The sequence below is a fragment of the Plasticicumulans sp. genome (genome assembly GCF_035331805.1).
Lineage (GTDB): Bacteria > Pseudomonadota > Gammaproteobacteria > Competibacterales > Competibacteraceae > Plasticicumulans.
This window is the reverse complement of the sequence record NZ_DAOLKE010000001.1, coordinates 51,095-75,660: the sequence shown is the minus strand read 5'-3', so window position 1 is coordinate 75,660 and position 24,566 is coordinate 51,095. Positions and strand designations below refer to the sequence as shown.

Below are 24,566 nucleotides of genomic sequence, written 5' to 3'. Positions count from 1 at the left end.
GCGTTTCCGCCTGACCGGCCGTTACAGCCGCATCCGGCTATGCCGACTGTGGCGGGCATCGGGTTACCATCGTGGCATACCCCACGTCCGCGCCGCTGCATCGGTGGTGACCGGCATGACCGCCCGCAGAGACGGAGTCCCCAGCGATGAACATTGTCAATCCGCTACCCGGGCTGTCGTCAGCGTGCAAGCGCTTCCCCACCGGCCGCACGTTGCTGTCGCTGGCGCTCGGGCTGGCCATGCAGCAGGCACCTGCGCAGACGGCACCCTCAACCGTCACTTGGGGAGGTAATGATGGCGAAACTTGGACTACCGGTTTCTGGGATGACATTTCCGGCAGTCCGCAAGCCGGGGACATCGTGCAGCTGCTGGCCCCGGCCGGCAGCAATCTGGGATCGCAGACCGTCACCTACGATGAGACTGGCGCTCCGGCTTATGCCTCGCTGACGATCGATGCCACTGCACCGGACTCGATGACGCTGCAAAGTGACAATGCCAATGCGTTGAATGTTACTGGCAACTTCGCCATCGGCAAGAACGGCAACGGTATCTTCCAGCAGTCCGCCGGCGCCGTGAGCGCCGCGCAGGTCTTGCTTGGCGGCGAGGTGTTCGGTACCGATACCAGCAACGGCAACGGCCAGTACACGATGAGCGGCGGCAGCCTGACGACGAGCACGCTGACGGTCGGCAATCTGGGCAGCGGCAGCTTCACGCAGAGCGGCGGCGACGTTTCGACCTCGCAGCTGACGCTGGGCAGCGCCGGCGGAACGCCCGCCAACAGCTTCGGCCAGTATTTTTTGTCCGGCAGCGGCACGCTCACCACCACGCAGTCGACGATCGGGGACATCGGCCGTGGCGAGTTCACGCAAAGCGGCGGCACGCATACGGTCGCCAGCGATCTGGTGCTTGGCAACGCGCCGGCGCTGACCGGCGGCACGCCGGCCCGCGGGGGCTTCTACACGCTCGGCGGCGGCCAGCTGATCGTCGCCGGCAGCACCATCATCGGCAACGGCAACAACGGCTTTGCCGGCGAACCCGGCGGCAGCGGCAGCTTCACGCAGAGCGGCGGCTCGCAGTTCGTCGGCGGCGAACTGCGGGTCGGTAATACCGGCAGCGATGCCGGCGGCACCGGCAGTTATGTGCTCTCCGGCACCGGCAGCCTGACGGTTGCCGGCACGCTGCGTCTCGGCGCGGCTGGCAACGGTTTCGGCGGCACCGGCAGCTTCACGCAGACGGGCGGCAGCGTGAGCGCCTCGAACCTGAGTATCGGTGAATCCGATACGACCAGCGGCGGCACGAGCAGCTACACGCTGTCCGGCGGCACGCTGGCAATCACCAGCAACGTGCTGGTCGGTGCCGGCGCCGATGGCACGTTCACGCAGTCCGGCGGGGTGTTCACGGTCGGCAATGACCTGAGCATCAATACCGGCAGCTACGCACTGTCGGGCGGCAGCGTGGGTATCGGCACCTCGCTGCATCTGGGCTCGGATCACGCGGCCACGCTGCTGCAGAGCGGCGGTTCGCTCGATGTCGGTGACCAGGCCTTCATCGGCGCCGGTGCCGGCGGCAACGGCAGCTATACGCTCAGTGCCGGCACGCTGAGCGCCGATTACCTTGATGTGGCGATCGTGGCGGGCAGTACCGGCACCCTGACCATCCGCGGCGGCAGCGCGACCGCACGCGTGAACCTCGTCATCGGCAGCGACGCGACGACGACGGCGAGCCTCGTGCAGACCGGCGGCAGCGTGTCCGTGCAGTCGGCGAGCTTCGGCCTGTACGTCAACGGCAGCTACCGCCTGAACGACACCGACGGTCCGGCGTCGCTCGATGTCACGCACGATGCCGTGATCGGCGACACCCTCAGCGGCAGCTTCACGCAGGTGCAGGGTGCCGTGACGGTCGGCCATGACCTGATCCTCGGCAGCGGCACGAGCGCCGGGGCCAACGGCAGCTACGCGATCTCGGGCGGCAGCCTCGATGTTGACGGGCGGGTCATCATCGGCCAGACGACCGGCGTCAGCGGTCAGTACACGCAGTCGGGCGGCACGGTCACGGTCGGCGGGGATTTCGTCGTCGCCAACCTGAGCGGCAGCCACGGGACGGCCACCCTCAGTGCCGGCAGCCTGAGCGTGCATGGCACGGCCACCGACAGCCGCATCGTCGTCGGCGGCCTCGGCAGCGGTTCGTTCACGCTCTCCGGCGGCAGCGTGACTGCCGACGGCCTGTCGGTCGGCAACAATGCCGGCGGCAGCGGCACGTTCACGCAGACCGGCGGCACGCTGACGGTCACGAGCGGCGGCGGCCTCGGACGCTCGGTGATCGGCGCGCTCGGGGACGGCACGTATTCGCAGAGCGGCGGCACGCACGTGACCACCGATCTCGTGCTCGGCAACAACCCGGGCGGCGGCAGCGGCACGTATGCCCTCGGCAACGCCGTGCTGAGCGTCAGCGGCACGACCTGGGTCGGGGCCGTGACCACCGGCGCGTTCACGCAGACCGATGGCTCGCACGCCACCAACCGCCTGCGCATCGGCAGCGACAGCGGCGCGAGCGGCAGTTACACGCTCGGCGGCGGCACGCTGAGCGTCGGCACGCTCGCCGTGGTCGGTGATGCCGGAACCGGCTTGCTGATCCAGACCAACGGCACCGCCACGATCGGTGACGACCTGATGATCGGGCGCGACGGCAGCGGTGTCGGCAGTGTCGCGGTTTCCGGCGGCACGCTGACGGTCGGCGGTGATCTGCTGATCGGCAACTTCGGCCAGGGCAGCTTCTCGCAGACCAGCGGAGCGGTCGCGGTCGCCGGCGAGCTGCTGCTCGGCGGCTGGCAGGACACCACTGCGCTGACCGGCAGCTGGGCCGACGGCAACGGCGTCTACGTGCTCGACGGCGGCACGCTCGACGTGGCGACCGACGCCGTGGTCGGCAACCGCGGCAACGGCCGCTTCGAGCAGACCGGCGGCACGTTCACCGTCGCCAATGCCCTGATCATCGGCAATCGGGACGCCACGCACGGCGAGTACGAACAGTCCGGCGGCACGACGCAGGTCGACGGCGAGCTGATCGTCGGCCGCCCCGCGGGCTCGACCGGCAGCTACACCCTGTCCGCCGGCAGGCTCAACGTCAGCGCGGATGCCTGGATCGGCCGGGCCGGCAGCGGCACCTTCACGCAGACCGGCGGGCTCGCCATCATCGGCGGCGACCTGCTGATCGGTGCCGAAGCCGGCGGCACCGGCCGGTACCGGCTCGACAGCGGCACGCTGGCCGTCGGCGGCAGCATCGTGCTCGGCGGCACGACCACGGCCGATGGCGGCAGCGGCGAACTGACGCTCTCGGGCAGCGCAAACCTGTACGCGCACGGCCTCGACCTGCGTCCGGGCGGCACGCTGGGCGGGCTGGGCGGCGGCATCACGCTCGGCGACTCTGAACAGGGCAACGCCGCCGCCGGCACGATCATGGTCAATCGCGGCGGCACGCTCGCCGGTAACGGCACGATTGCGGGCAGTATCACCGTCAACGATGGCGGCACCCTCAGCCCCGGCAACTCGATCGGCACGCTGAGCGTCGGCGACGTTGCCTTCGCCAGCGGCTCGACGCTGCGCATCGAGGTCGACGGGGCCGGCAACGCCGATCTGCTGCACTCGACCGGCAACATCACGATCAGCGGTGCCACGCTGCGCATCGACTCGGCCGACGGCACGTACTCGGCCGACGCGAACTACACGCTGCTGACCGCCGACGGCCGTATCAACGGCACCTTCACGAATGTCGTGACCTCGCTGCCACTGCTCGCACAGACCGCCACCTATACCGGCAACGCCGTGACGCTGGTCGTGCCGACCCCGGACGAAAACGCCTCGCGCTCGCCGCTCGACCTGATCGGCGGCAGCCCCGTGAGCCTGCTCGGACGCATGACGCTCGCCGATGTCGAGGCCGGCTTCCTGCTCGACCCGCTGGTCACCGGCATCGACGAGGGTCAGGCCGGCATCGGTGCGCGCATCGGGCGCTACCACGCCGACGGCTACCGCCAGACCTACGAGGAAATGCCGCTGCGCTATGCGTGGAAGCTCGACAGCGGCCTGACCGTGCTCGCCGAGCTGCCGGTCGCGAACATCACGACCAGCGGCCGGGGCGTCGATCGCCGTGACCGCAGCTACGGCTTCGGCGGTGGCCTGCGCGTACCGGTCGCCGCCGGCTGGGACCTGAAACCGATGTTCCGTTACGGCACCGTCGTCGACGAGGACTGGGACCACGTCGGCTCGCTGGCCTCGGCCTCGCTGACCAGCCACTTCCGGACGTCCTTCGGCAATGGTTACGAGTTCGGCGCCGACAACCTGATCGGCTACTTCCAGTCGGTCGGCGGTCGTGTCGAAGGACTGAACGCCGGCTACCGCCTGCACGAAGTCGCGCTGCACAACGCCGTGCGCGTCGGCGGGCCGCTGGAGGGCACCTTCCTCGGCAGCGGCGCGCGCTGGACGGCGTGGATCTCGGACACGCGCTTCCTCGGTTCGGAGCTCGCGGCCGACAACTTCCAGCGCATCGGCATCGCCGCGAGCACGCGCGTGCGCGTCGGTGAACGCTTCTCCGAGAACCTGAACCTCGGCCTGCACTACACGCAGTCGGCCGGCGGCGATCACGGTGTCGAGCTGAACTTCGGCTACCGCTTCTGAGACCCGGGAGGCTGTGCCGATGAGCGCACTGCGGTTCTGGCTGCTGCTGCTCGTGGCGGCCGTGCTGTCGGCGCTGCCGCTGATCGGGCTGCCGCTGCGCTGGGCCGGCACCTTCTTCCATGAGCTCAGCCACGGGCTGATGGCCGCGGCGACCGGTGGCGACATCGTGCGCATCGTGCTGCGCACCGACGGCTCCGGACTGTGCGTGTTCACCGGCGGCTGGGGCGTGCCGGTGGCTTTCGCAGGCTACGCAGGGGCGCCGCTGTGGGGGCTCGGCATCTTCGCGCTGGCGAGCGGGGATTCGCAGCGCGACGACGCGCCGATCCTCGCCGGCCTGCTCGGCGGCACGGTCGCGATCACGGCGCTGCTGTATGCGCGCGATGCGGTGACGATCGTGATCTCGGCGCTGCTGGTCGCGCTGTTGCTGCTGCCGCTGCGCCGGCGCTGGCGCAACGGGCGGGCGCTGCAGGCCGGGCTCGAAGTCCTGGGGCTGGCCGTGATGCTCGATGCCGTGCAGGCGCCGCTCGCGCTGTTCGGGCTGTCCGGCCGGCATGACGGTGCCGATCTGGCCGCGCACACCTGGCTGCCGGCGCCGCTGTGGGCCGGGCTCTGGTGCGTACTGGCGGGGGCCTGCCTGTGGCTCGCCTGGCGGCGGGTGCGTGCGCTGCGCTGAGCGATGGCCGGGCCGGCGGACCGGAAAACAAAAACCGCCCGACGGTGCGGGCGGTTTTCAGGAAGGTCGGGGCGCCGGCGATCAGGCGGCCTTGACCAGATCCTTGTACTCGGCGCCGACGCCGGCGAGCAGGTCGGCATAGGCCTTGGCATCGGCCTGCAGCTTGGCACCCAGCTCCTTCGCGACTTCGACCGAGGACTCGCCGTAGGCCTTCAGGCTGGCCAGATCGGTCACGTCGGTGGCGGCCTTCAGGCGCGCCAGGCTCAGGTCGCTGTAGCTCTGCAGCAGGCTGAAGTTGAAGGCGGTCAGCTTTTCGAGGCTGGCGACGTTCAGCTTGCCGGCCTTGACGACGGGGGCGGACAGGGACTCGAGCGACGGAACGGAGAACTGGGTCATGGCTGCATCCTCGTTTGGGTGGCGGGGCGGTCGGGTTCCGGTGAACCCATGGGTGCCATTATATCCATGCGATGCTGCAGTGCAACATCCTTTTGAGCCTTCTGTCCCGACCCTGTTCCTTTCCCCGTGATTCAGCCGCCGGCCCTGCCGAGCAGCGCGAGCGCGGCATCGCGTCCTTCGAAGGACTGCGCACCGGCGAGCAGCGCGCGCAGCGTCGTGCGGGCCGCCTCGACGCGGCCGCTGGCGAGCTGCGCCCGGGCGAGGTTCAGCCGGATCGAGCTGGCCGACGGCTCGCCGCGGCTCGCCGTGTCCAGTACGCCGATCGCCGCTTCCGGCTGGCCCGCGGCGATCAGCACTTCGCCGAGTGTCTCCAGCACCTCCGGCCGCGGGGCCAGCAGCGCGGCCCTGCGGGCGTGGACGAGCGCCTGCTGCGGGTCGCGATCCCGCAGCAGCCAGGCGAGGTCGTTGAGGGCCACGACCTCGTCGGGTCGCTGGCTCAGCACGAGCACGAGGGCGACGCGCGCGTCCTCCAGCCGGTCGAGCCGTTCGTACAGGGTCGCGAGCTGCAGGCGCAGCCCGACGGCCTGCGGATGCCGGGCGAGCCAGGTCTCCAGCATGCGGGCCGCGGCCGCCCCCTCCCCGGCCGCCTCGCGCCAGGCTGCCTCGCGCTGCGGCCAGCGGGCCTCGTCGGGCTGCCGGCCGCGCAGCAGCGCGTAATAGGCCGCCGCCTTCGCAGCTCCCTGCTCGCGGCCGAGCCGTTCGCCGGCGTGATCGAGCAGGGCCGGATGATCGGGCACGGCCTGCTGCAGCTGCGCGAGCCAGGCCCGGGCCCGGGCCGGATCGGCCGCGAGCGCGTCGAGCCGTGTGAGCAGGGCTGGCGCCGGCGCGGCCTCGCGATCGGCCCGCAGGGCCGGAATCAGGGCCTGGAGCAGCGCTTCGGCGTCGCTGCGGGCCGCCGCGCCCGCGGCCAGTCCGTACAGTGCCGCCACCGAGTCCGGCCGGCGCGCGAGCCAGTCGCGATGCAGTCGTTCAGTCTCGGCGATGTCGCCGGCCTGCAGGCGCGCCGCCGCCAGATGCGCCAGCACGGCTTCGTCGTCGGGATGGGCGAAGTGCAGGCTGTCGAGGCGGGTGACGGCGTCGGCGAGCCGGCCGTGCTGCGCCTGCAGGCGGGCGAGCAGCAGCTGCGGCGCCACGGCTTCGGGGGCGATTCCGGCCACGGTCTCCAGCGCCGCGATCGCGGCTTCGGGCCGGCCGTGCAGCCATTCGAGCCGGGCGAGCGCCATCAGCGTCGGCACATGCCGGGGGCTGCGGGCGAGCACGGCCTGATAGCGTGCACGGGCTGAATCGGGCCGGCCGTCGAGCAGATCGAGCCGCGCCAGCGCGGCAGCGGCCTGCGCCTGGCCGGGCACGAGGGCGAGTACACGTTCGTAGTCGGCACGGGCCGCCGGCAGGTCCTGCAGCCCCTCATGCGCCGCGCCGGCGTAGAGCAGCGGCTCGACCGCCTCCGGATGCGCGGCCGACAGCGCCTGCGCCTGCGCCAGGGCTTCGGCGTGACGACCGCTGGCGAGCCGGGCGAGCAGCAGCGCCCGGGCCTGCTCCTGCGCACCCGGCGCGCGCCCGGCGGCGGCACCGAGTGACTGCAGCGCTGCGTCGTGCTCGCCGAGGGCGAGCTGCGCCAGGCCGTGGCGCATCTGCGCATCGGCCGATTCGGGCCTGAGTTCGACCAGCCGGCGCAGCTGCGCCTCGCCCTCCTGATAACGCCCCTGCAGCAGCGCGGCCATGCCGAGGATTTCCAGCGCTTCGGCGTCGTCGGGATGGCGTGCCAGCAGCGGCTGGATCGCCGCCTCGGCGCCCGGGCCGTCACCGGCGGACAGGCGCAGCCGGCCGAGCAGCCGGGCAACGCCGTCGGCTTCGGGATGGCGGGCGGCGAAGCCGGACAGATCGGCCAGCGCCGGTTCGCGCTGTCCGAGCGCGAGCCGGGCGCGGGCGAGCTGTTCATGGGTTCCGGCGTCTTCGGGCGCGCGCTGCAGGGCGCGTTCGAAGGCCGTGACCGCTTCGGCCGGCTGCTGGCGGCGCAGCGCCAGCAGGCCGAGGCCGTAGTGCATCAGCGGCTGATCGGGCAGGCGCTCGGCGACCGCCTCGAAGTCGGCGCGGGCACCGGCATCGTCGCCGAGCTGCACGCGCACGAGGCCGCGGCGCAGCCGCAGTTGCGGCACCGAAGCCGCATCGGCGAGCGGCAGGGCTGCGTCATAGGCCTGCAGGGCGGCCGTGTACTGCGCGTCCGCCAGCTCCCCGTCGCCGAGCAGCGTCCAGGCCAGCCGGGCGATGTGTGCGGCGGGCGCCGGCTGGCGCGCGAGCAGGGTCTGGAGGCGGGTGCGCGCGGCCGGCCAGCGACCGGCCTGCAGATCGAACTGCGCGAGCCCGAGCTGCGCGCGTGCCGAAGCGGCATCCGTCGCCACCGCGGCCTCGAACTGCAGCCTGGCCTGCCCGGTCTGGCCGAGGGCCTGATGGGCGGTGGCGCGCAACGCCCGCAGCTCGGCGAGCTCCGGCGTGCGCATGTTCGGCTGCACGATCGCCCGATCGAGCAGCGCCTGCCATTGCTGCTGCACGGCCAGCGCTTCGGCCAGCGGCACGGCCAGCTCGCCGGCCGGCACGCCGAGCTGCGCGGCACGCGTCAGTTCCTGTTCGGCGTTCGCACCGTCGCCAAGCCGCACGTAGGCGATGCCGAGCAGGCGGCGGGCAGCCCCGTCACCGGGGCGCTGCTGCAGGCGGTTCTTGATGTCGATGACGGCGGCGCTGACCTGACCGGCTTCGAGCTTGCGGCCGGCAGCGGTCAGGACATCATCGTCCGCCTGCGCGCCGGTCCCGGACAGGATCAGCACGCAGGCGCAGACGGCGGCGCGCGTGCGGTACAGGGCGGTTCGGGGCATGGATCACCATCCTGATGAACGGAGGGCCGCAGCATATCCGCAGCCGGCAGCCCCGGTCCCGGGATAACGCCTGCGTCAGCCGCCGAGCTTCTTCAGCAGCGCCGCGGCGTCGCTGCGCTCGGCGAAGCGGGTGTCGCCGGCGAGCAGTTCCTTCAGCAGCCGGCGGGCGTCCTCCTTGCGCTGCTGCCCGGCCAGCGCCACGGCGAGCTGGTAGCGGATCGAGGGCTGCTGCGGTGCGCGCAGGGCGGCGTACTGCAGGACCTCGGTCGCGCGCACGTATTCGCCGCCGGCAATCAGCACCTCGCCGAGGGTTTCGAGGATGCGCGGCTCCGGGCGCAGGCGCACGGCGCGCTCGGCCAGACGCAGGGCACGGCGCGGGTCGTCCTTGCGCAGCAGCCAGGCGAGGTTGTTCAGCGCCGAGACGCGCGTCGGGTTGTCGGCGACGATGCGCTCCAGCTCGGCCTTGGCATCGGCGTTCTGGCCGGCGGCGAGCATCATCGCCGCCAGCTGGGCGCGCACCGTGTCGTCGTCCGGATGCCAGCGCAGCCAGTCGACCAGCACCGAGCGCGCCTGGGCCGGCTCCTTCGCCTGCTGCCAGAGTTCGACCTCGCGCAGCGCCCAGAGCTGTTCGTGCGGCTGCCGGCGGCGCAGGCCGCCGTAATAGATCGCCGCCGGCTGCCTGCCCTGCTGGCGTTCGATGCGCCGGCCCTCGAATTCGAGCAGCGCGAGGTTGTCGGGCAGCGCCTGGTTCAGTTCCTCGAACCAGGCGCGGGCGGCGGCCTCGCCCGGGGCCAGTTCCTGCAGCCGTGCCAGCAGCGCTTGCGCGAGGGCATTGCCGGGGTCGGCGGCGAGCGCCGGACGCAGCGCTGCGCGCAGGCCGGCGTCGTCGCTGCCGGCGGCGCAGGCCGAGGCGTAGCCGTACAGGCCGGTGGCGGACTTCGGATCGAGATCGAGCAGACGGCGGTAGGCGGCGCGGCCGCCGCCGGCATCCCCGAGTGCGGTCTTCGCGGCTCCGAGCAGCGCGATCAGCTGCACATCGTCCGCATGGCGGGCATGCACGGCTTCGAGCAGTTCGAGCGCCGCCGCATGCCGGCCCTCGCGCCCGAGCAGGCGCGCGAGGCGCAGGCGCGGCTCCAGCGCCTCCGGATCGGCCGCGACCGCCTGCTCCAGCGCGCGCCGGGCGGCCTCGGGGTTGTCGAGCCGCAGTTCGAGCGCTGCCAGCTCCAGCAGCGTGGCCCCATGGCCCGGATGCTGTTCGAGCACGGCCCGATAGCGCGAGCGGGCCTTGTCGGGCCGGCCCTGCTGCAGGTCGAGCGTCGCCAGTCCGCCCGATGCGGCCGGGTCGCCGGGGCTGCGCGCGAGCACGCGCTCGAAGGCGGCACTGGCGCCCTCGGTGTCGAGGGCGCTCGCGCGGGCGATGCCTTCGAGCAGCAGCGGTTCGTTGCGATCCGGCCACAGCGCCTGCAGGCGCTGGGCGGCAGCGACGGCTTCGGCATGCTGGCCGCTGCGCAGCAGCCCGAGCGCCAGTGCGTATTCGTAGCGTTCCTGACCGGGCTGCAGCTGGGTGGCCTGCGCGAGTTCGCGCAGGCCGTTCTCGCGATCGCCGAGTGCCAGCAGGCCGAGGCCGAGCCGGTAGCGCGCCGCGGCCGAATCCGGATCGCGTTCGACCGAGCGGCGCAGCAGCGGCTCGCCCTCGCGCGCTTCGCCGCGGGCGAGCGCGATCGCGCCGAGCATGTCGAGCACGGCGTTGTCGTCGGGATGCAGTTCGAGCACGTGGCGCAGCAGTTTCTGCGCGCCGGCGGTATCGCCCTGCTGCAGGCGAATCGTCGCGAGCAGGCGCAGGATCGGATCGCTGTCCGGATGTTCCTGCAGGAATTTTTCCAGATCGGTGACCGCCTGCTCGCGCTGGCCGAGCGCGATGCGCGTGGCGGCGATCTTGGCGTGGATGTCGGGATTCTCGTGATCGCGCTGCAGCGCGCGTTCGAAGGAATCCAGCGCATCGGCATAGCGCCCCTGCCGGTACGCGAGCAGCCCGAAGCCGAAATGCGGCAGCGGCAGATCCGGCAGCCGGGCGTTGACCGCACCCAGATCGGCACGGGCACCGTCGGGATCACCGAGATCGATGCGCAGCAGCCCGCGCTTGAGCTGGATCGCCAGCGCCTGGTGCGGCCGGCCGGTGGCGATGGCGCGGTCGTAAGCCTTCGCGGCCTCCGGCAGGCGCCGGGCCATGATCTCGACATCGCCGAGCAGCGCCTGCGCGATGTGCTCGACCGGCTGCGGCAGCGGGGCCGACAGCACGGTCTGCAGGCGCTGGCGGGCGGTGTCGGGGTGGCGGGCCGCGAGTGCGAGACGCGCCTCGGCGATCTGCGCACGCGGCGCGGCCGGGTCGGTGGCGAGCGCGGACTTCACGGCCGCCTCGGCGTCGCCCTGGCGGCCGAGCGCGAGCAGTGCCTCGCCGCGCAGCGCGCGCAGGTCGGCGACATCGCGCATCGACATGCCCGAGACCGGCTGCACGCTTTCGAGCAGGCGCTGGTATTCGCGCTGCAGCAGCAGGGCTTCGGCGAGCGGCAGTGCGATGCCGGTCTCGCGGACCTTCAGCCGCCGGGCGCGCAGCAGTTCCTTTTCCGCCTCCGCACCGTTGCCGAGCTCGACGTACAGCACGCCGAGCAGCCGCCGGCCCGGCCCGTAATCGGGCTCGTCCTGCAGCGCGTTCTTCAGTTCGATGATCGCGGCGCCGAGCTGGCCCTGCGCGCGCAGCTGTTCGGCCTTGTCCAGTTCCCTGGCCAGGTCGGCTGCGGCGGTTGCGCTGCCGGCGAGCAGCAGCAGCGCAGCCGCAAGCGGCCGCATCCGGGTGTTCCACATCATGCAAGTCCCTCGATCGATGAAGCCGATGAAACCCGGCGGGCCGCCGGCCGGCCCCCTGGCCCTTGCCGGCGACCCGGTGAACCGGAGCGGATTCAGCTGCCGATCTGCGCGAGCAGGCTCTGCGCCTCGGCGCGCTCGGAGAAGGGCTGATCATTCCCGAGCAGGGATTTCAGCAGCTCCCGGGCCTCGTCCCTGCGTCCGTCGAGCGACAGCGCAAGTGCCAGGTGATAGCGGGCCGAGCCCAGCTGCGGGGCGCGCGCGACGGCCTTCGCCAGCACCTCGGCGGCCCGGGCGTACTGGTGCTGCGCGATCAGCACCTCGCCGAGCGTGTCCATCAGCCGCGGATCGGCCGGGCGCAGCTGCAGGCAGCGGTTCGCGTAGTCCAGCGCCCGCTGCGGATCGTCCTCGCGCAGCAGCCAGGCCAGGTTGTTCAGGGCCGCGAGCTGGTCGGGCCGGCGTTCGAGCACCGCCTCGAAGGCGGCGCGGGCCGGGGCCCGGCGATCGGCGTCGAGGTGGATCAGGCCGAGCGCGAAGCGCGCCTGCACGTCATCCGGGTGTGCCTGCAGCCAGCGTTCGAGCAGGGCCTGGGCCTGCGCGGCCTCGCGGTTGCCGCTGCGGAGCTCGGCCTCGCGCAGCACCCACAGCGCGGCCTGCGGCTGGCGGCGCTGCAGCTGGGCGTAGTAGGTCAGCGCGGTCGGGGCGCCGTATTGCCGGTAGCGGCGCTGGCCGATGAAGTCGAGCACGATCTCGTCGTCCGGGCGATCGCGCAGCAGCGCTTCGAGCCAGTCCTCGGCCTCGCTGGCGCTGCCGGCGAGACCGACCAGGCGTTCGAGCAGGGGCAGGGCTTCGGGGCGGCGGTTGTCGACGGCCAGGGCTTGCGCGAGCGTGCCGCGCAGGCCCGCGGCATCGCCGGCCTGCGCGTGCGCGGTCACGAGCGCGTAGCGGGCCTCGGCCGACTGCGGCTGCAGTTCGATCAGCCGGCGCAGCGTGCCGATCGCATCGGCGCTTTCGCCGTTTGCGCCCTGTGCCAGGCCGAGCGTCAGCAGCAGCGGCGGATACTCCGGAAACTCGGCGCGTACCGCGACCAGGGTGCCGACGGCGAGCAGGGGCTGGCCCTGACGCAGCTGCCAGCGGGCGAGCAGCACGTAGGGCTGCGGCACATGCGGATCGGCGGCGATGGCTTCGCGCAGGGTTTCGGCATAGGCCTCGCCCTGGCCCTGCCGGGCTTCGAGCCGGGCGAGCTGCATCAGCGTCGGGGCATGCCCGGGGTGATGGGCGAGGATCTGCCGGTACCAGCCGCGCGCGCCATCGATGTCTCCGCTGCCGAGGTCCAGGGCGGCGAGGGCGCCGGCGGCCCGCGGATGTCCGGGCTCCAGTGCCAGCGCCCGGCGGAAGGCGGCACGGGCTTCGGCATCCTGCTGGCGGGCGGCCTGGGCAATGCCTTCGAGCACCAGCGGCTCGGCCTGGTCCGGCAGGCTCTGCTGCAGGCGGCGCGCGACGGCGATGGCCTCGTCGAAGTGCCCGGCGCGCAGCAGGCTGACGCTCAGGCCGAACTCCAGGCCGTGCTCGTGCGGATCGAGCTCGACGGCTTTCTGCAGCTCCTCCAGCCCGCGGTTCTGGTCGCCGGCGGCGAGCAGGCTCATGCCGTAGGCATAGCGGCCGAAGGCGGAAGCCGGTGCCAGTTCGGTGGCACGCGCCAGCAGTTCGCGGCTGCGCGCGGCATCGCCCTGGGCGAGCGTGATGCGGCCGAGCAGATCGAGCAGCGCGGCATCATCGGGCTGGCGTTCGAGCAGCGGCTGGATGAGCGCGGCAGCGGCGTTGGCATCCCCGCGGCGCAGATAGGCATTCCCGAGCAGGCGGGCGGTCACCTCGGATTCGGGATGCTCGGCCAGGAAGCGCGACAGGCCGTCGATCGCCGGGTCGAGCTGTCCGAGCGCCAGCTGCGAGGCGGCCAGGTAGTAGCTGGCATCGGCGTTGTCCGGCGCCCGCTGCAGCGCACGGCTGAAGGAAGCGGCCGCCTCGGCGTAGCGCCCCTGCCGGTAGGCCATCAGCCCGAAGCCGTAATGGACCAGCGTATGGTCGGGCGCCCGGCCGGCGACGCGGTTCAGATCGGCGGCGGCACCGTCATAGTCCTGCAGCTCCACCCGCACCAGTCCGCGGCGCAGCACGACGCCGAGATGACTCTGCCCGGTGTCGATGGCTCTGGTGTAGGCCGCATCGGCTGCAGGCAGATGCCGGGTGGCAACCTCGAGATCGCCGAACTGCGACCAGGCATCGTTGGCAAGCTGCGGACTCAATGACTGGTCGACGGCCCGCTGCAGCCAGACGCGGGCCTGATCGTGGCGCTGTTCGGAGAGGGCCAGCCGGGCACTGCCGAGCAGCGCCCGCACGGCGGCCGGATCGGTGCGCAGTGCGCTTTCCAGCGAGGTGCGGGCTTCGTCGTTGCGCCGCAGCGCGAACTGCGCCTCGCCGCGCAGCGCGCGCACGTCGGCCACCTCGCGGGCGCTCATGCCGGTCAGCGGCTGCACGTCATCGACCAGTCGCTGCCAGGCCCGCTGCAGATAGATGGCTTCGGCCAGCCCTGCCATCAGCCGCGGCAGCGGCACGCCGAGCCTGCGCGCCAGCCGCAGTTCCTTCTCGGCGGCAGCTCCGTCGCCCTGTTCCAGATACAGGCTGCCGAGCAGCAGCCGCACGCGGGCATCCCCGGGCGCCTCGGCCAGAGCGTTCTTCAGCTCGATGATGGCGGCCGGCAGGTCATGCGCCTTGCGATGGTCCTCGGCACGCTGCAGATATTCCGGATCGGCGCTCGTGCCGGCGACACCGGTGCCGGTGCCCGCCAGGGTGATGGCGACGGCAGCGGCAGACAGGCCGCGGCGAAATCGGTGCAACATCTGTATCCTCCAGCACGGCCGGGGTCGGGTCGGTCTTTCCGAGCCGCTGACCGGCGCTGCACCTTAAACGAGTCTGGCGGCCGATCGCGAGCCTGCGGGCGGCCTGAAACATGCCCTGACGCTTGCCGATCCTGCTCCTGGCCGCGGTGCAGGGCGGCGCGATCTCGAATTCCTGCCGGCCCGTACCTCTTGCCATGCCCGAGCTGCTGACGATTGCAGGCGTTCAACAGGCAGAACGGCAGCTGTCCCGCCATCCGGGGCTGGCGGAGCTGATCAGCCGTCACGGCCCCTGCCCGATCACCCCGCTGCCCGGCGTGCAGCCCTGGCTGGCCCTCTGCTCGGCCGTCATTCATCAGCAGCTCGCCGGGCGCGCCGCGGCCGCGATCGAGGCGCGTTTCCGCAACCGGCTCGGCACGGCACCGGTTCCGGCCGGGGTACTGGCCCTGAGCGACGACGATCTGCGCGGCACCGGCCTGTCGCGCCAGAAGGCGGCTGCGATCCGGGACATCGCCGCACGTGCCGCGAGCGGCTTTCTGCCCGATCGGACCGAAGCAGACAGGCTGACGGACGATGAACTCGTCAGCCGGCTCACGGCCGCGCGCGGCGTCGGGCGCTGGACCGTCGAGATGTTCCTGATCTTCACGCTCGGACGGCCCGACGTCTGGCCGGTCGACGATTACGGGGTGCGCCGGGGCTGGTGCGTGATCGAGGCCAATCCCGGATTGCCGCGGGCCCGGGAACTGCTGCACTGGGGGGAAGCCTGGCGGCCGTGGCGCAGCGTGCTCGCCTGGTATCTGTGGCGGGCTGCCGAAGACGGATCGACCGGCGCACCGGCAGCGCAATGAGCGCCGGGCAGGCAGCGGTCGGTCGTGACCATGGCCGGATTGTGGATTGCACGCAGCCGAATGAGCCGGTGCCACGGAAAACGCCAGCCCGGTCAGCAGTGAGGAATGCTGTCCCGCGTGATATTCGGAATAACAGAACCGCCGGCCAATCAGCGTCGGCTATGGCCGTCGAATGCGGGGGTGTCCGTCAGCGCCGGCGCAGTCCGGAATCCCGTCCGCTGCGCTCGCGACCGGTCCTGCGCACGTCGCGGTTACCGCCGCGACCCACGGGCGGAGCCGCCGCAGGGGTCGGGGCATGCGCGGAAAACACGGCCAGAGCGCGCTGGGCGCCTCGCTCGAAGAGCTTGATTTCTATGGCTTTTTCAATTTTATCCACGAGTCGGTGCAAATCCGGCAGTGACATCGCGGCAAGATCGATATGGGAAAGGTCGGCTCTGATCGGCATGGCGCCGTGTACTCCCTCCGGAGTGGGGTGCAGTAATACCGTTTGGACAACGGCAGAAAACCGCCCGTTCACCGGGCAGATCGGAATGATGATCTTCGATTCGACGACGCGTGCGCGTCGAGGCGTCATGACGCCCTGAACTGGTGCAGCTGACCGGAATCCGGACGAGTGATGCCTCGAACGATGCCGCAGCGTCAGGTGCAGGCATTTCGATCGATCGGTCCTGATCGGGTAATGGGCCGAGTGTATCGCAGCTTTCAGCGAATGCAGTGCTTCCGGACGAGGTCGTATGCAAATTTCCACGACTTGCCGCCTGCGCGGCAGGCAGGGATTGCCGCAGCTGAACCGCCGCCCGGTAACGGGGTCACACGCATGTCCCGGACGACGGCAGGAACGGAAATCCTGCAAAACGCTGTGTCAGTCCCCGTGCAGCGAGTCGTTTCCGGCGCCGCAGCGCTCATGATGCGCGGCATGTCCGCAGCCCTGAATCCGGAGCAGACCGCCATGTCCATGCACGCGTTGTACGCCATGCCCGGCCCGCAGGGGCATGGCTATGACAGCGTCCATGTGCCCCATGCGGTGATCACGCAGGTCGTCGTGTACGGAGATACTCCGCTGCGGGCCTGGCGCGAATATCTCGGCATCAGCCGCGAGACCGTCGCCGAGCGCATGGGCGTATCGGCGCGCGTGATCCGGGCCTGGGAGGAAAACCCGCTGACGCCGCCGCGGCGCTCGGCACTCGTACCGCTGGCCCGCGCGCTCGGCATCGATGTGAGCCGCTTCGACCTCTGAGCCGGCACCCGGCATTGCAGCCGCCCACGGCCGCCGCTCGACGCATCTCCCTGCCTCGCCTATCGTGCCAGCCCCTGCCGCCCGGTCTGCACGTTCGTGTCCGCTTCCCCGCTGCCGCTGATCCCGTCGATCCCGTCCTCTGATCCTGAACGCCGTTTCGGCGGCATCGCCCGGCTGTATGGCAGCGACGCTCTCGCCCGCCTGCAGGCGGCGCGCGTCGTGGTCGTCGGCGTCGGCGGGGTCGGCAGCTGGGCCGTCGAGGCACTGGCGCGCAGTGCGATCGGCACGCTGCGGATCATCGATCTCGACATCGTCCATGAGTCCAACGTCAACCGGCAGCTGCCGGCACTCGACGGGGAATTCGGACGGGCGAAGGTCGAGGTGCTCGCCGAACGCATCGGCCGGATCAATCCGGCCTGCACGGTGGAAGCCGTCGAGGATTTCCTGACCCCCGAGAACGCCGCCGGCCTGCTCGCCGGTGCCGATGCCGTCCTCGATGCGATCGACAACGTCCGCGCCAAGGCCGCGCTGATCGCCTGCTGCCGGAGCGCGCATCTGCCGCTGGTCGTATCCGGCGGGGCCGGCGGCAAGCAGGACCCGGGGCGGATCCGGCTGTCGGACCTCGCGCAGACCGAGCAGGACCCGATGCTGGCGAAGCTGCGCCAGCGCCTGCGCAAGGAGTACGGCTTTCCACGCGATCCGGCGCGGCGCTTCGGCATCGACTGCGTCTGGTCGCCGGAGCCGGTGCTGCGACCGCGCTCCTGTGCCGGCGATGCCGGACTCAACTGCGCCGGTTATGGCGCATCGATGTGCATGACGGCGAGTTTCGGGCTCAGGGCCGCGGCCCGCCTCATCGAGCGCCTGAGCGCGAGCGGTCGCTGAAAGCGCGCGGCCCGCTCACGAAGCAGGGTGTTCGTTCAGCCGCCGTGGCCGCCGAGCATGCGGGCGTCGAGCAGACCGCTCTGCCAGCCGTCGGCATCGAGCGCGCGGGCCAGTCGCGTCGAGGGCAGATCGTCGACACCGCGCAGCCAGGCATGCGCACCGGCCGCCCGGATCGCTGCGATCCGCCGTGCCAGGCGCTCGCGTCCGAGCAGCGACGCGCGGGCCGCATACAGGTGGCTGCGGCAGAGCTTGACGGCGTCCGGATGCAGGGACAGCACCTGCTCGAACGCGCCCGGATCATCGCCGCGCAGCACGCAGGCCGTGCCGAAACCGTGGGTCCGGAAGCCGGACAAGGCCTGCATCAGCCGCGAGCGCGGCATGCGATCGGCGTCGGCGATCTCCAGCACGATCTGCGAGGGATGCACGCGCATGCGTGCCAGCAGATTCGCGAACACGGCCCCGAACTCGCCGCTGATCGCCCCGAGATGCAGCGGATGCACGGCCAGCCACAGCCGCCCGAGCGACAGCACCGCACGGGCGTTGAACACATGCAGCGTACGCACCAGCCGATCCAGCCAGCCGATCGCCTGTGCATCCAGCGCCAGCGCATACGGCACCCACGCCGACAGCGGCCGGCCATGCGGGCCGCGCACGACGGTCACGGCCTGATGGCCGCTGATGCCGCCATCGGCCGCGAACAGGGTTTCAACGCCGGTCGACAGGCGCAGTCCCTGGAAGCTGCCAACTGCGCCGTCGCTGCTGCGCTGCAGGGCCGCCGGCGCCCGCCGGCCATAGTCATCGTCGGCGAACCGGCGGTTCAGGTCATCGATCAGATCGGTGGCTTTCATGTCGGAACTCCCGCAAATGACGGCCGGCCACACCGGCCTGGCTGCTCGGCCGGATCGACCGGCCTGCCGGGAACTTTGACAATATTCGTGCCATCCAAAGCTTTTCTGTATGGATCATATACTTGCCGATATTTAATGCTGCAATGCACGCAGGCTTCTGTCCAAAACTGTCGCTCCATGGCGACATGAATGCCTGCATTCTTCCATGCTGATGATTTCTATGGACAATCCATGTCTTTCCTCGGCGACAGCCCCCGGAGCCGGCCATGCAATCCTGCTACAGACGCTGGGAAAGTCGGGATCGCTGGTATGAAGCCAGCATCGGAACGGATCTGTTCGGCCAGCTGACGCTGACCTGCCGCTGGGGGGCGCTGCGCAGTGCCCGGGGCGGCATGCAATGCCGGCCGCTCACCGGTGCAGCCGAAGCCGGACGCCTGCTGCAGGCCCTGGCCCGGCGGCGCGAGCGACACGGTTACCGGATCGTCGCAGTCCTCGCCTGAGCCCGGTGGCTTCAGCGGGCACGCAGGTGCGCCAGCAGTTGCGCCAGCGCGCCGGCCGGATCATCCGCCATCGCCACGAGGCTCGCGCTGATCATCAGGTTGTCGGGCAGTCCGAAATCCTCGATCACCCATCCCCCGGCATCCCGCCAGCCCGATGCGCAGTGGACCGCCTGCGCCACGCGCAGCCGGTAGGCCCCGGGCGTTTCCGACCAGCCGGCCACCGGCTTGCCGCGCGCGACGGCATAGCCGATCTCGAACGCCGTGCCCGGGTCCAGCGACGGGCCGCGAAACGGGGTGCAGTCGGCCAGCACGGCATCGGCCCGTTCGAGCAGTGCGAGGTTGGCTTGCAGGATGGCTGCTGCCTGCGCGGGACCGCACCCGGCGTCGCCGGGCACTTCGGCGTCGAGCGGAAACAGTCCCTTGCAACCGGCGGCCGTGCACAGTGCCTGCAGACGCCGGCCGATGCCGGCGGCGTCCGGATGGAACACGGCGGGTCCGGCGAGATAGATCACGGGACACTCTGGCTTCATGGGGATCGGCTCCTCAAGCGCGCACGGACCCGCCCGGGTGTAGCCGGCAGCGCGAGCGTTGTCAGGGGCCCGGCGGGCAGGGAGGCGGGCATAAAAAAAGGGCCGGAAGAGGACCGGCCCAAAAGGAGGAGGAGAGGTAACACCCGACGCAGCGGATGTTGCATTGCAATATGGACGCGATGTTGCAGCGCGTCAAGGGTTGTCCGGGTTGACGGGCAAAATTTCCGGAAGCGGCTCCCGCCAGCGGGCCGGCCGGGGCCGCTCCTATACTCGCGCGCAGTCACTTCCCTCCCCTGCCCGACCGAAAGGCGCTGCGCATGTCGCCCGTATCCCTGTCCGCTCTCCTGCGCGGCGAAAAGCCGCTGCTCAGCGCGATCGCCGTCATCCTGATCGCCTATCCGCTCGAACACACGCTGATCGACAGCGGCCGCAGCATGGCGCTGATCGCCTCGGGCGTGCTGATCGCCGTGATCCTCAGCGTCGCCCTGCGGGTCGCACATCACGCCGAGATCCTGGCCGATCGCTACGGCGAACCCTACGGCACGATGATCCTGACCATCAGCGCCGTGCTGGTCGAGGTCGTGATCCTCGCCATCCTGCTGTCGCACAATCCCTCGCCGACGCTGGTGCGCGACACCATCTATTCGGCGCTGATGCTCGACATCAACGGCATCCTCGGCCTTGCCGCCCTGCTCGGCGGACTGCGCCATGGCGTGCAGGCCTACAACGTCGATTCCGGCAACACCTATCTGACCATGATCCTGTGCGCGGTCGGCGTGTCGATGATCGTGCCCGAGTTCATTCCGCACATGACCTGGAAGGCTTATTCGATCTTCAACATCCTGGTCATGCTGCTGCTGTATGCGCTGTTCCTGCGCCTGCAGACCGGTCAGTACGCCGGTTTCTTCAGCTACCGCTACGCCCACCGCGCCGGTCAGTCACCGCAGGAACTGCACGCCGAATCCGAAGCCGCACACGATCCGTCCGCCGTGCGCAACTCGGCGGCGCTGCTGGTCACCGGCCTGGTGCTGATCGGGGCGCTGTCGGAAGTGATGGCCAAGACCATCGACGTGAGCCTCGCCGGCAGCGGCATGCCGGTGATCGTGCCCGGCATGCTGGTCGCGCTGATCTCGGCGAGCCCGGAGATCATGACTGCATTGCGCGCCGCTCTCGAAGACCGCATGCAGCCGGTCGTCAACATCGCGCTCGGTGCCTCGCTGTCGACGGTGATCCTGACCGTGCCGGTGATCGAGGCCATCGCGCTGCTGAGCGGCCAGCCGATCGAGATGGCACTGACCGCCCCGCAGACGGTGATGATGGTGCTGACGCTGCTCGCCGCGACCATCAACCTGCACGACGGCGAGACCAACGCCATCGAGGGCACGGCACACTTCGTGCTGTTCCTGACCTTCCTGATGCTGGCGGCGCTCGGGGTCTGATGCCGGCTGCCGGTATCAGCCGCGCGTCGTCCGCACCCAGGCCGCCAGCTCGGTCAGCGTTGCACCGCTGGCATCGGCGAGCGTGTCGAGCCGTTCGGCCGGTACGCCGGCGCGGTTGACCCAGAAGGTCGGATAGCCGTACGCACGCGCCCCGGCTGCGTCCCAGCCTCCGAAGGCCGCGAATGCGATGGCCTCGCGCGGCAGCTTCCAGAAACCCTCAGCCATCGCGTACGCGCGCGGATCGGGCTTGAAGGCGCGCACGCGATCGGTGCTCAGGTGCTCGTCGAACAGGCCGTCGAGGCCGCTGCCGGCGACGGCCCGATCGAGCATCGCCGGCGTGAAGTTCGACAGGAACGCGAGCCGCAGGCCCTCTGCCTTCAGCGCCCGCAGCGCCTCAGCCGCATCCGGCCAGGCGCGCAGCTCCAGCCAGCCCTGCATCAGCCGATCCCGCTGTTCGCCGCCGAGCTTCAGGCCCGTCTGCGCTGCAGCGAAGTCCAGCGCTTCCCCGGTGACCTGCCAGAAATCCGCGTAGCGGTTCATCAGCGTGCGCAGCCAGGTGTATTCGAACTGGCGCGTGCGCCACGCAAGCGTCAGGGCCTTGCCCGCTCCATCCGGAAACATCTGCTCGGCCAGGGCGGCCAACGGGCGCGGATCGAAGGTCGTGAAGCCGTCGAGGGCGATGGCAGCGACCGGCATCGCAAGCGGGGTGGCGGAAGCCGTCGGCAGGCGGGCGAGTGCCGCTGCGCTGGCGCTGGCGGCGGCGTACTTCAGGAAGCGGCGACGGGTGAGGGACATGGCGGATTCCGGCTGGATGAGGGGTGTCGCTGGCTACGCAGCCACGCGGAGCCCGGATGCCGGATGTAACGAAACGTCAATGGAAAATTGCCGGAATATCCGCGTCGCCGATGGAAATGCCTTGCGGATTCGGTGCTTGCCGTATGGACAAAGCAGAATGGGCAGAAAGTGACGCAAAGTTAATGTCAATAAGGATTTCAAGCACTTGCTGCTTCCCGAACGGGCTTCTAGCTTCATCGGCGCTTGACCGATTCCGCCCATGGACGTGCGGTCCAGGATGTAGCGGAGACACAGCATGGCAAACTTCCTCAAGCGGCTTCATGCCAGCTTCAAGCGCCTGATCTGCCCGGTTCTGGCGCATGACTGGCAATTCGAAAACATCCACCGCGATGGTCACTGCACCGCCGTCTGCCGCCGCTGCGGACGACGTGAACCCGCCCTGGTGCTGACGCACGAGCCTCATCCAGGCGTCCACGCCTGATCCCTCGCTCCCCGCCCTGCCCGAAACCTGACAGCGCCTGTCCACTGACGTCCGGATGGCCGTGCAAGCCACCGGGCGTCGTCGTGTCAGCAGTTCGTGTCAGTGGCCGTATCAGTGGACCGTGCAGCTCATGCACGGATCGAACGAGCGCACGACGTGCTGCACCGCAAGCGGCACGGTTTCGCCGGGCTCGACCGCTGTGCCGATCAAGGCCTGTTCGAGCGGTCCCGGCACGCCGTCGGCCGAACGCGGCGAGAAGTTCCACGTGGTCGGCGCGATGATCTGGTAGTGGCGGATGCGCCCGCCGTCGATGCCGAGCCAGTGGCCGAGACTGCCGCGCGCAGCCTCGATCAGTCCGATGCCCGAACCCCCGGCCGGCAGCGGTGCCGGCACGCAGCAGGGGGCGCCGGCTTCGAGCAGGCTGCTCCAGCGTTCCATCGCCGGCACCACGCGTGCGAGTTCGACGGCACGCGCGAGCACGCGCGCGACGACATTTGTCCCGCCATTGCGGCCGTTGCCGCCGTGCAGCGCGCGCAGCAGCGGCTGGCCGTCGACGAGCTGGCGTGCCAGCGCCCCGACCTCGACCGGCCGGCCGGACAGGCGCGGTGCCTTGCACCAGGTGTAGGCCCCGGGCACGTCGATATCGGGCTCGGTGCGACCGGCGGCCGGCGGCAGAGGCGCCGCTGAGCGCAGCCATGCATGACTGGTGTCCTCGCGGATGTCGCCGGGGTCGAGGGCGTGCAGCGCGCCATCGGCGATCAGTCCGGCCCGGAACAGCCGGCCGTCGGCCTCACTGACGTAGGCCCCGAAACTCATCAGCGGCAGGTCGAGGCGCCCGAGGCCGGCGAGGCCGAGCTCGTCGGCGGCGTGCAGGAACAGGCGCAGATCGCAGCTTTCCGGCGCGGCCGCGTGCTGCCAGCCGGCGAGCTGCGCCGGGGTGGCGAGCCCGGCGAAGGCTTCGAGCGCACAGCCGAACAGCCGCGTCTCCAGAAACTGCCGGAAGCCGGCGAGCACCAGCCGCAGCCGGATCTTCTCGCCCGTGCCCGGGGCGCGCGTCGTGCCGCCGGGTGCGAGCGCCAGCGTGTGCGGCCATTTGCCGGCGAGCAGGCCGGCGATGTGGAAAAAGGCCGTGCGCGCGGCCATCGCTTCCGGGCCGGCCGTGCCGCCGCCGGCGGCGAAGCGGGCGTGCACGGCCGGGAACCACGGCCGCTGCGCGTAGGCCGGGCGCGCGAAGTCGGGCATGAAGAACAGATAGAAATGCGCGAGGTGATCGGCGAGGTTCTCGCAGGCCAGCACGAGGTTGGCGGCGAGCTGGCCGTTCGGCGGGGCGCTGATGCCGGCGGCATCGGCGAGCGCGAAGGCCGCGGCCGCGGACTGCGACACCGAGCAGATGCCGCAGAGCCGCGGCACGATCGCCAGCGCGTCCTCGGGCACGCGCCCGATCAGCATCGCTTCGAAGCCGCGATACAGCGGTGCCGAAACCTCGGCCGAGCGCACGCGGCCGTCGGCAAGGTCGAGGCGCACTTCGAGATCGCCCTCGACGCGGTTGAACGGGCCGACGACCAGCCGGCTCACGGCTTGCGCACGTGCATCTTCGGCGGCACGACCGGATGGTCGGCGACAGCGTTCTCGCGCACGCGCGCCGGGGTCGCGGCCTTGGCGAGCGAGGCGAGCGCGACGAACCAGGCCTTCGGCATGTCGGTCGGCAGGCCGACCGGGATGCCGCCGAGCTTGGGCGTGCGCTGAAAGGCGTGACCGGGGTTCTGGAAGCCCGGTGCGACGCAGTCGATGCAGGCGAAGCCGGCGCGCGTGCACGAACCGCCGCCGTTCCAGACGCGCTCGTTGCAGTCGGCGTGCGCCTGCGTGCCGCGGCAGCCGAGGTGTTCCATCAGGCAGCCGAGATCGGACGGCTTCTCGGCGCTCGCCTTGTATTCGTAGTACTCGTTGCGCGGGCAGCCGTGATGCACGAGCCGCTCGTAGATCGCGCGCGGCCGGCCGAAGGCATCGAGGCCGCCGGCGTCGAGCTCGCCGAGCGCGAGCGCGGCCAGGGTTTCCAGCACCCAGTCCGGATGCACGGCACAGCCGCCGAGTGCGATGACCGGCAAGCCGGATGGCGAGCGCCAGTCGGCGCCGAGCGCACCGCCGCGGCGGGCATCCTCGAACTGCAGGCCGCAGGCTTCGGTCGGGTTCGGCGCGCAGGCGCTGAAGCCGCCCGAGACCGCGCAGCTGCCGACCGCGACCGTGCAGCGGGCGCGCGCCGCGAGCCTGCGCACCCAGTCGATGGTCGGCACGCCGGTGCCGCCGAGCACGTGGAAGCGCCCGCTGCCGTGCGGTCCGCGCAGCAGCGCGCCTTCGATGCAGAGACAATCGAGCGGGTGTTCGCCGGCGGCGATGGCTTCGAGCAGCGCGATGACCTCGGCACCGCTTGCCTCCGACAGCGACGGATGCCACAGCAGCTCGATGCCGAAGGCCGCGAGCCGCGCGTACAGGCCGGGCGGCTCGGCGCAGCTCAGCGCCATCGAACAGCCGCCGCAGCCGCCGGACTGCAGCCACAGCACGCTCCAGGGTTTCGGCATCGGTGCGG

General features: G+C 71.0%; 18 protein-coding genes. 8 read left to right on the top strand and 10 right to left on the bottom strand.

What is annotated here, in order from left to right:
- The first annotated feature begins 146 nt into the window (after nt 1-146).
- Nucleotides 147-4,670 (top strand): hypothetical protein, encoded by a 4,524-nt coding sequence (locus tag PKE44_RS00055; RefSeq protein ID WP_324547645.1) that lies wholly within the window; start codon nt 147-149, stop codon nt 4,668-4,670.
- 19 nt (nt 4,671-4,689) lie between these two features.
- The gene (locus PKE44_RS00060; protein WP_324547646.1) at nt 4,690-5,343 is read left to right on the top strand and encodes a M50 family metallopeptidase; all 654 of its coding nucleotides are present in this window, start codon (nt 4,690-4,692) and stop codon (nt 5,341-5,343) included.
- 81 nt (nt 5,344-5,424) lie between these two features.
- Here PKE44_RS00060 and PKE44_RS00065 read toward each other — a convergent pair whose 3' ends face one another.
- The 4 genes from PKE44_RS00065 to prsT (PKE44_RS00080) all read right to left on the bottom strand — a co-directional run bounded on the left by PKE44_RS00065 (nt 5,425) and on the right by prsT (PKE44_RS00080) (nt 14,425).
- Nucleotides 5,425-5,739 (bottom strand): phasin family protein, encoded by a 315-nt coding sequence (locus PKE44_RS00065; protein WP_324547647.1) that lies wholly within the window; start codon nt 5,737-5,739, stop codon nt 5,425-5,427.
- A gap of 131 nt (nt 5,740-5,870) precedes the next feature.
- Nucleotides 5,871-8,669: an XrtA/PEP-CTERM system TPR-repeat protein PrsT gene (prsT, locus tag PKE44_RS00070; RefSeq protein WP_324547648.1), complete on the bottom strand. Its 2,799-nt coding sequence runs from the start codon at nt 8,667-8,669 to the stop codon at nt 5,871-5,873.
- 75 nt (nt 8,670-8,744) lie between these two features.
- Nucleotides 8,745-11,534 carry an XrtA/PEP-CTERM system TPR-repeat protein PrsT gene (prsT, locus tag PKE44_RS00075; protein ID WP_324547649.1) on the bottom strand — a complete coding sequence of 930 codons (2,790 nt, stop codon included), beginning with the start codon at nt 11,532-11,534 and terminating at the stop codon, nt 8,745-8,747.
- Between the two features lie 92 nt (nt 11,535-11,626).
- Nucleotides 11,627-14,425, bottom strand: a complete 2,799-nt coding sequence (prsT, locus tag PKE44_RS00080) for an XrtA/PEP-CTERM system TPR-repeat protein PrsT (protein ID WP_324547650.1) — start codon at nt 14,423-14,425, stop codon at nt 11,627-11,629.
- A 122-nt stretch (nt 14,426-14,547) separates the two neighbouring features.
- On the opposite strand from prsT (PKE44_RS00080), the gene PKE44_RS00085 reads away from it, so the two are divergent.
- The gene (locus PKE44_RS00085; RefSeq protein WP_324547651.1) at nt 14,548-15,270 is read left to right on the top strand and encodes a DNA-3-methyladenine glycosylase 2 family protein; all 723 of its coding nucleotides are present in this window, start codon (nt 14,548-14,550) and stop codon (nt 15,268-15,270) included.
- A 187-nt stretch (nt 15,271-15,457) separates the two neighbouring features.
- On the opposite strand, the gene PKE44_RS00090 is transcribed toward PKE44_RS00085, so the two are convergent.
- The gene (locus PKE44_RS00090; protein ID WP_324547652.1) at nt 15,458-15,844 is read right to left on the bottom strand and encodes a hypothetical protein; all 387 of its coding nucleotides are present in this window, start codon (nt 15,842-15,844) and stop codon (nt 15,458-15,460) included.
- 243 nt (nt 15,845-16,087) lie between these two features.
- On the opposite strand from PKE44_RS00090, the gene PKE44_RS00095 reads away from it, so the two are divergent.
- A complete protein-coding gene (locus PKE44_RS00095) occupies nt 16,088-16,507 on the top strand; it encodes a helix-turn-helix transcriptional regulator (RefSeq protein ID WP_324547653.1) in 420 nt (139 codons plus the stop codon).
- 96 nt (nt 16,508-16,603) lie between these two features.
- Nucleotides 16,604-17,389, top strand: coding sequence for a tRNA threonylcarbamoyladenosine dehydratase (locus PKE44_RS00100; RefSeq protein WP_324547654.1), 786 nt, complete (start codon nt 16,604-16,606; stop codon nt 17,387-17,389).
- 35 nt (nt 17,390-17,424) lie between these two features.
- Here the strand turns inward: PKE44_RS00100 and PKE44_RS00105 are convergent, their stop codons facing one another.
- Complete coding sequence (locus PKE44_RS00105; RefSeq protein WP_324547655.1) at nt 17,425-18,237, bottom strand: EAL domain-containing protein; 813 nt, start codon at nt 18,235-18,237, stop codon at nt 17,425-17,427.
- Nucleotides 18,238-18,503: 266 nt separating this feature from the next.
- Here PKE44_RS00105 and PKE44_RS00110 point away from each other — a divergent pair, with 266 nt between their 5' ends.
- Nucleotides 18,504-18,737, top strand: coding sequence for a WGR domain-containing protein (locus PKE44_RS00110; protein ID WP_324547656.1), 234 nt, complete (start codon nt 18,504-18,506; stop codon nt 18,735-18,737).
- An 11-nt stretch (nt 18,738-18,748) separates the two neighbouring features.
- On the opposite strand, the gene PKE44_RS00115 is transcribed toward PKE44_RS00110, so the two are convergent.
- Nucleotides 18,749-19,267 carry a nucleoside 2-deoxyribosyltransferase gene (locus tag PKE44_RS00115; RefSeq protein ID WP_324547657.1) on the bottom strand — a complete coding sequence of 173 codons (519 nt, stop codon included), beginning with the start codon at nt 19,265-19,267 and terminating at the stop codon, nt 18,749-18,751.
- A 332-nt stretch (nt 19,268-19,599) separates the two neighbouring features.
- Here PKE44_RS00115 and PKE44_RS00120 point away from each other — a divergent pair, with 332 nt between their 5' ends.
- Entirely contained in the window at nt 19,600-20,706 is a 1,107-nt protein-coding gene (locus PKE44_RS00120) for a calcium:proton antiporter (protein WP_324547676.1), read from the top strand.
- A gap of 15 nt (nt 20,707-20,721) precedes the next feature.
- Here the strand turns inward: PKE44_RS00120 and PKE44_RS00125 are convergent, their stop codons facing one another.
- The gene (locus PKE44_RS00125; protein ID WP_324547658.1) at nt 20,722-21,501 is read right to left on the bottom strand and encodes a haloacid dehalogenase type II; all 780 of its coding nucleotides are present in this window, start codon (nt 21,499-21,501) and stop codon (nt 20,722-20,724) included.
- Nucleotides 21,502-21,796: 295 nt separating this feature from the next.
- On the opposite strand from PKE44_RS00125, the gene PKE44_RS00130 reads away from it, so the two are divergent.
- On the top strand, nt 21,797-21,982 hold the full coding sequence (locus PKE44_RS00130) for a hypothetical protein (RefSeq protein WP_324547659.1): 186 nt from the start codon (nt 21,797-21,799) through the stop codon (nt 21,980-21,982).
- Between the two features lie 111 nt (nt 21,983-22,093).
- Here the strand turns inward: PKE44_RS00130 and PKE44_RS00135 are convergent, their stop codons facing one another.
- The gene (locus PKE44_RS00135; protein WP_324547660.1) at nt 22,094-23,557 is read right to left on the bottom strand and encodes a nickel-dependent hydrogenase large subunit; all 1,464 of its coding nucleotides are present in this window, start codon (nt 23,555-23,557) and stop codon (nt 22,094-22,096) included.
- On the bottom strand, nt 23,554-24,558 hold the full coding sequence (locus tag PKE44_RS00140) for a HupU protein (RefSeq protein ID WP_324547661.1): 1,005 nt from the start codon (nt 24,556-24,558) through the stop codon (nt 23,554-23,556). The genes PKE44_RS00135 and PKE44_RS00140 overlap by 4 nt, the downstream gene beginning before the upstream one ends.
- Nucleotides 24,559-24,566 lie beyond the last annotated feature (8 nt).

Bases quoted from the DNA above. Each gene is read 5' to 3' on its own strand.
- PKE44_RS00115 (WP_324547657.1), bottom strand. From the start codon at position 19,267: ATGAAGCCAGAGTGTCCCGTGATCTATCTCGCCGGACCCGCCGTGTTC.
- prsT (WP_324547649.1), bottom strand. From the start codon at position 11,534: ATGATGTGGAACACCCGGATGCGGCCGCTTGCGGCTGCGCTGCTGCTG.
- PKE44_RS00090 (WP_324547652.1), bottom strand. From the start codon at position 15,844: ATGACGCCTCGACGCGCACGCGTCGTCGAATCGAAGATCATCATTCCG.
- prsT (WP_324547650.1), bottom strand. From the start codon at position 14,425: ATGTTGCACCGATTTCGCCGCGGCCTGTCTGCCGCTGCCGTCGCCATC.
- PKE44_RS00140 (WP_324547661.1), bottom strand. From the start codon at position 24,558: ATGCCGAAACCCTGGAGCGTGCTGTGGCTGCAGTCCGGCGGCTGCGGC.
- PKE44_RS00110 (WP_324547656.1), top strand. From the start codon at position 18,504: ATGCAATCCTGCTACAGACGCTGGGAAAGTCGGGATCGCTGGTATGAA.
- PKE44_RS00055 (WP_324547645.1), top strand. From the start codon at position 147: ATGAACATTGTCAATCCGCTACCCGGGCTGTCGTCAGCGTGCAAGCGC.
- PKE44_RS00130 (WP_324547659.1), top strand. From the start codon at position 21,797: ATGGCAAACTTCCTCAAGCGGCTTCATGCCAGCTTCAAGCGCCTGATC.
- PKE44_RS00060 (WP_324547646.1), top strand. From the start codon at position 4,690: ATGAGCGCACTGCGGTTCTGGCTGCTGCTGCTCGTGGCGGCCGTGCTG.
- PKE44_RS00125 (WP_324547658.1), bottom strand. From the start codon at position 21,501: ATGTCCCTCACCCGTCGCCGCTTCCTGAAGTACGCCGCCGCCAGCGCC.
- PKE44_RS00095 (WP_324547653.1), top strand. From the start codon at position 16,088: ATGTCCCGGACGACGGCAGGAACGGAAATCCTGCAAAACGCTGTGTCA.
- prsT (WP_324547648.1), bottom strand. From the start codon at position 8,669: ATGCCCCGAACCGCCCTGTACCGCACGCGCGCCGCCGTCTGCGCCTGC.
- PKE44_RS00105 (WP_324547655.1), bottom strand. From the start codon at position 18,237: ATGAAAGCCACCGATCTGATCGATGACCTGAACCGCCGGTTCGCCGAC.
- PKE44_RS00065 (WP_324547647.1), bottom strand. From the start codon at position 5,739: ATGACCCAGTTCTCCGTTCCGTCGCTCGAGTCCCTGTCCGCCCCCGTC.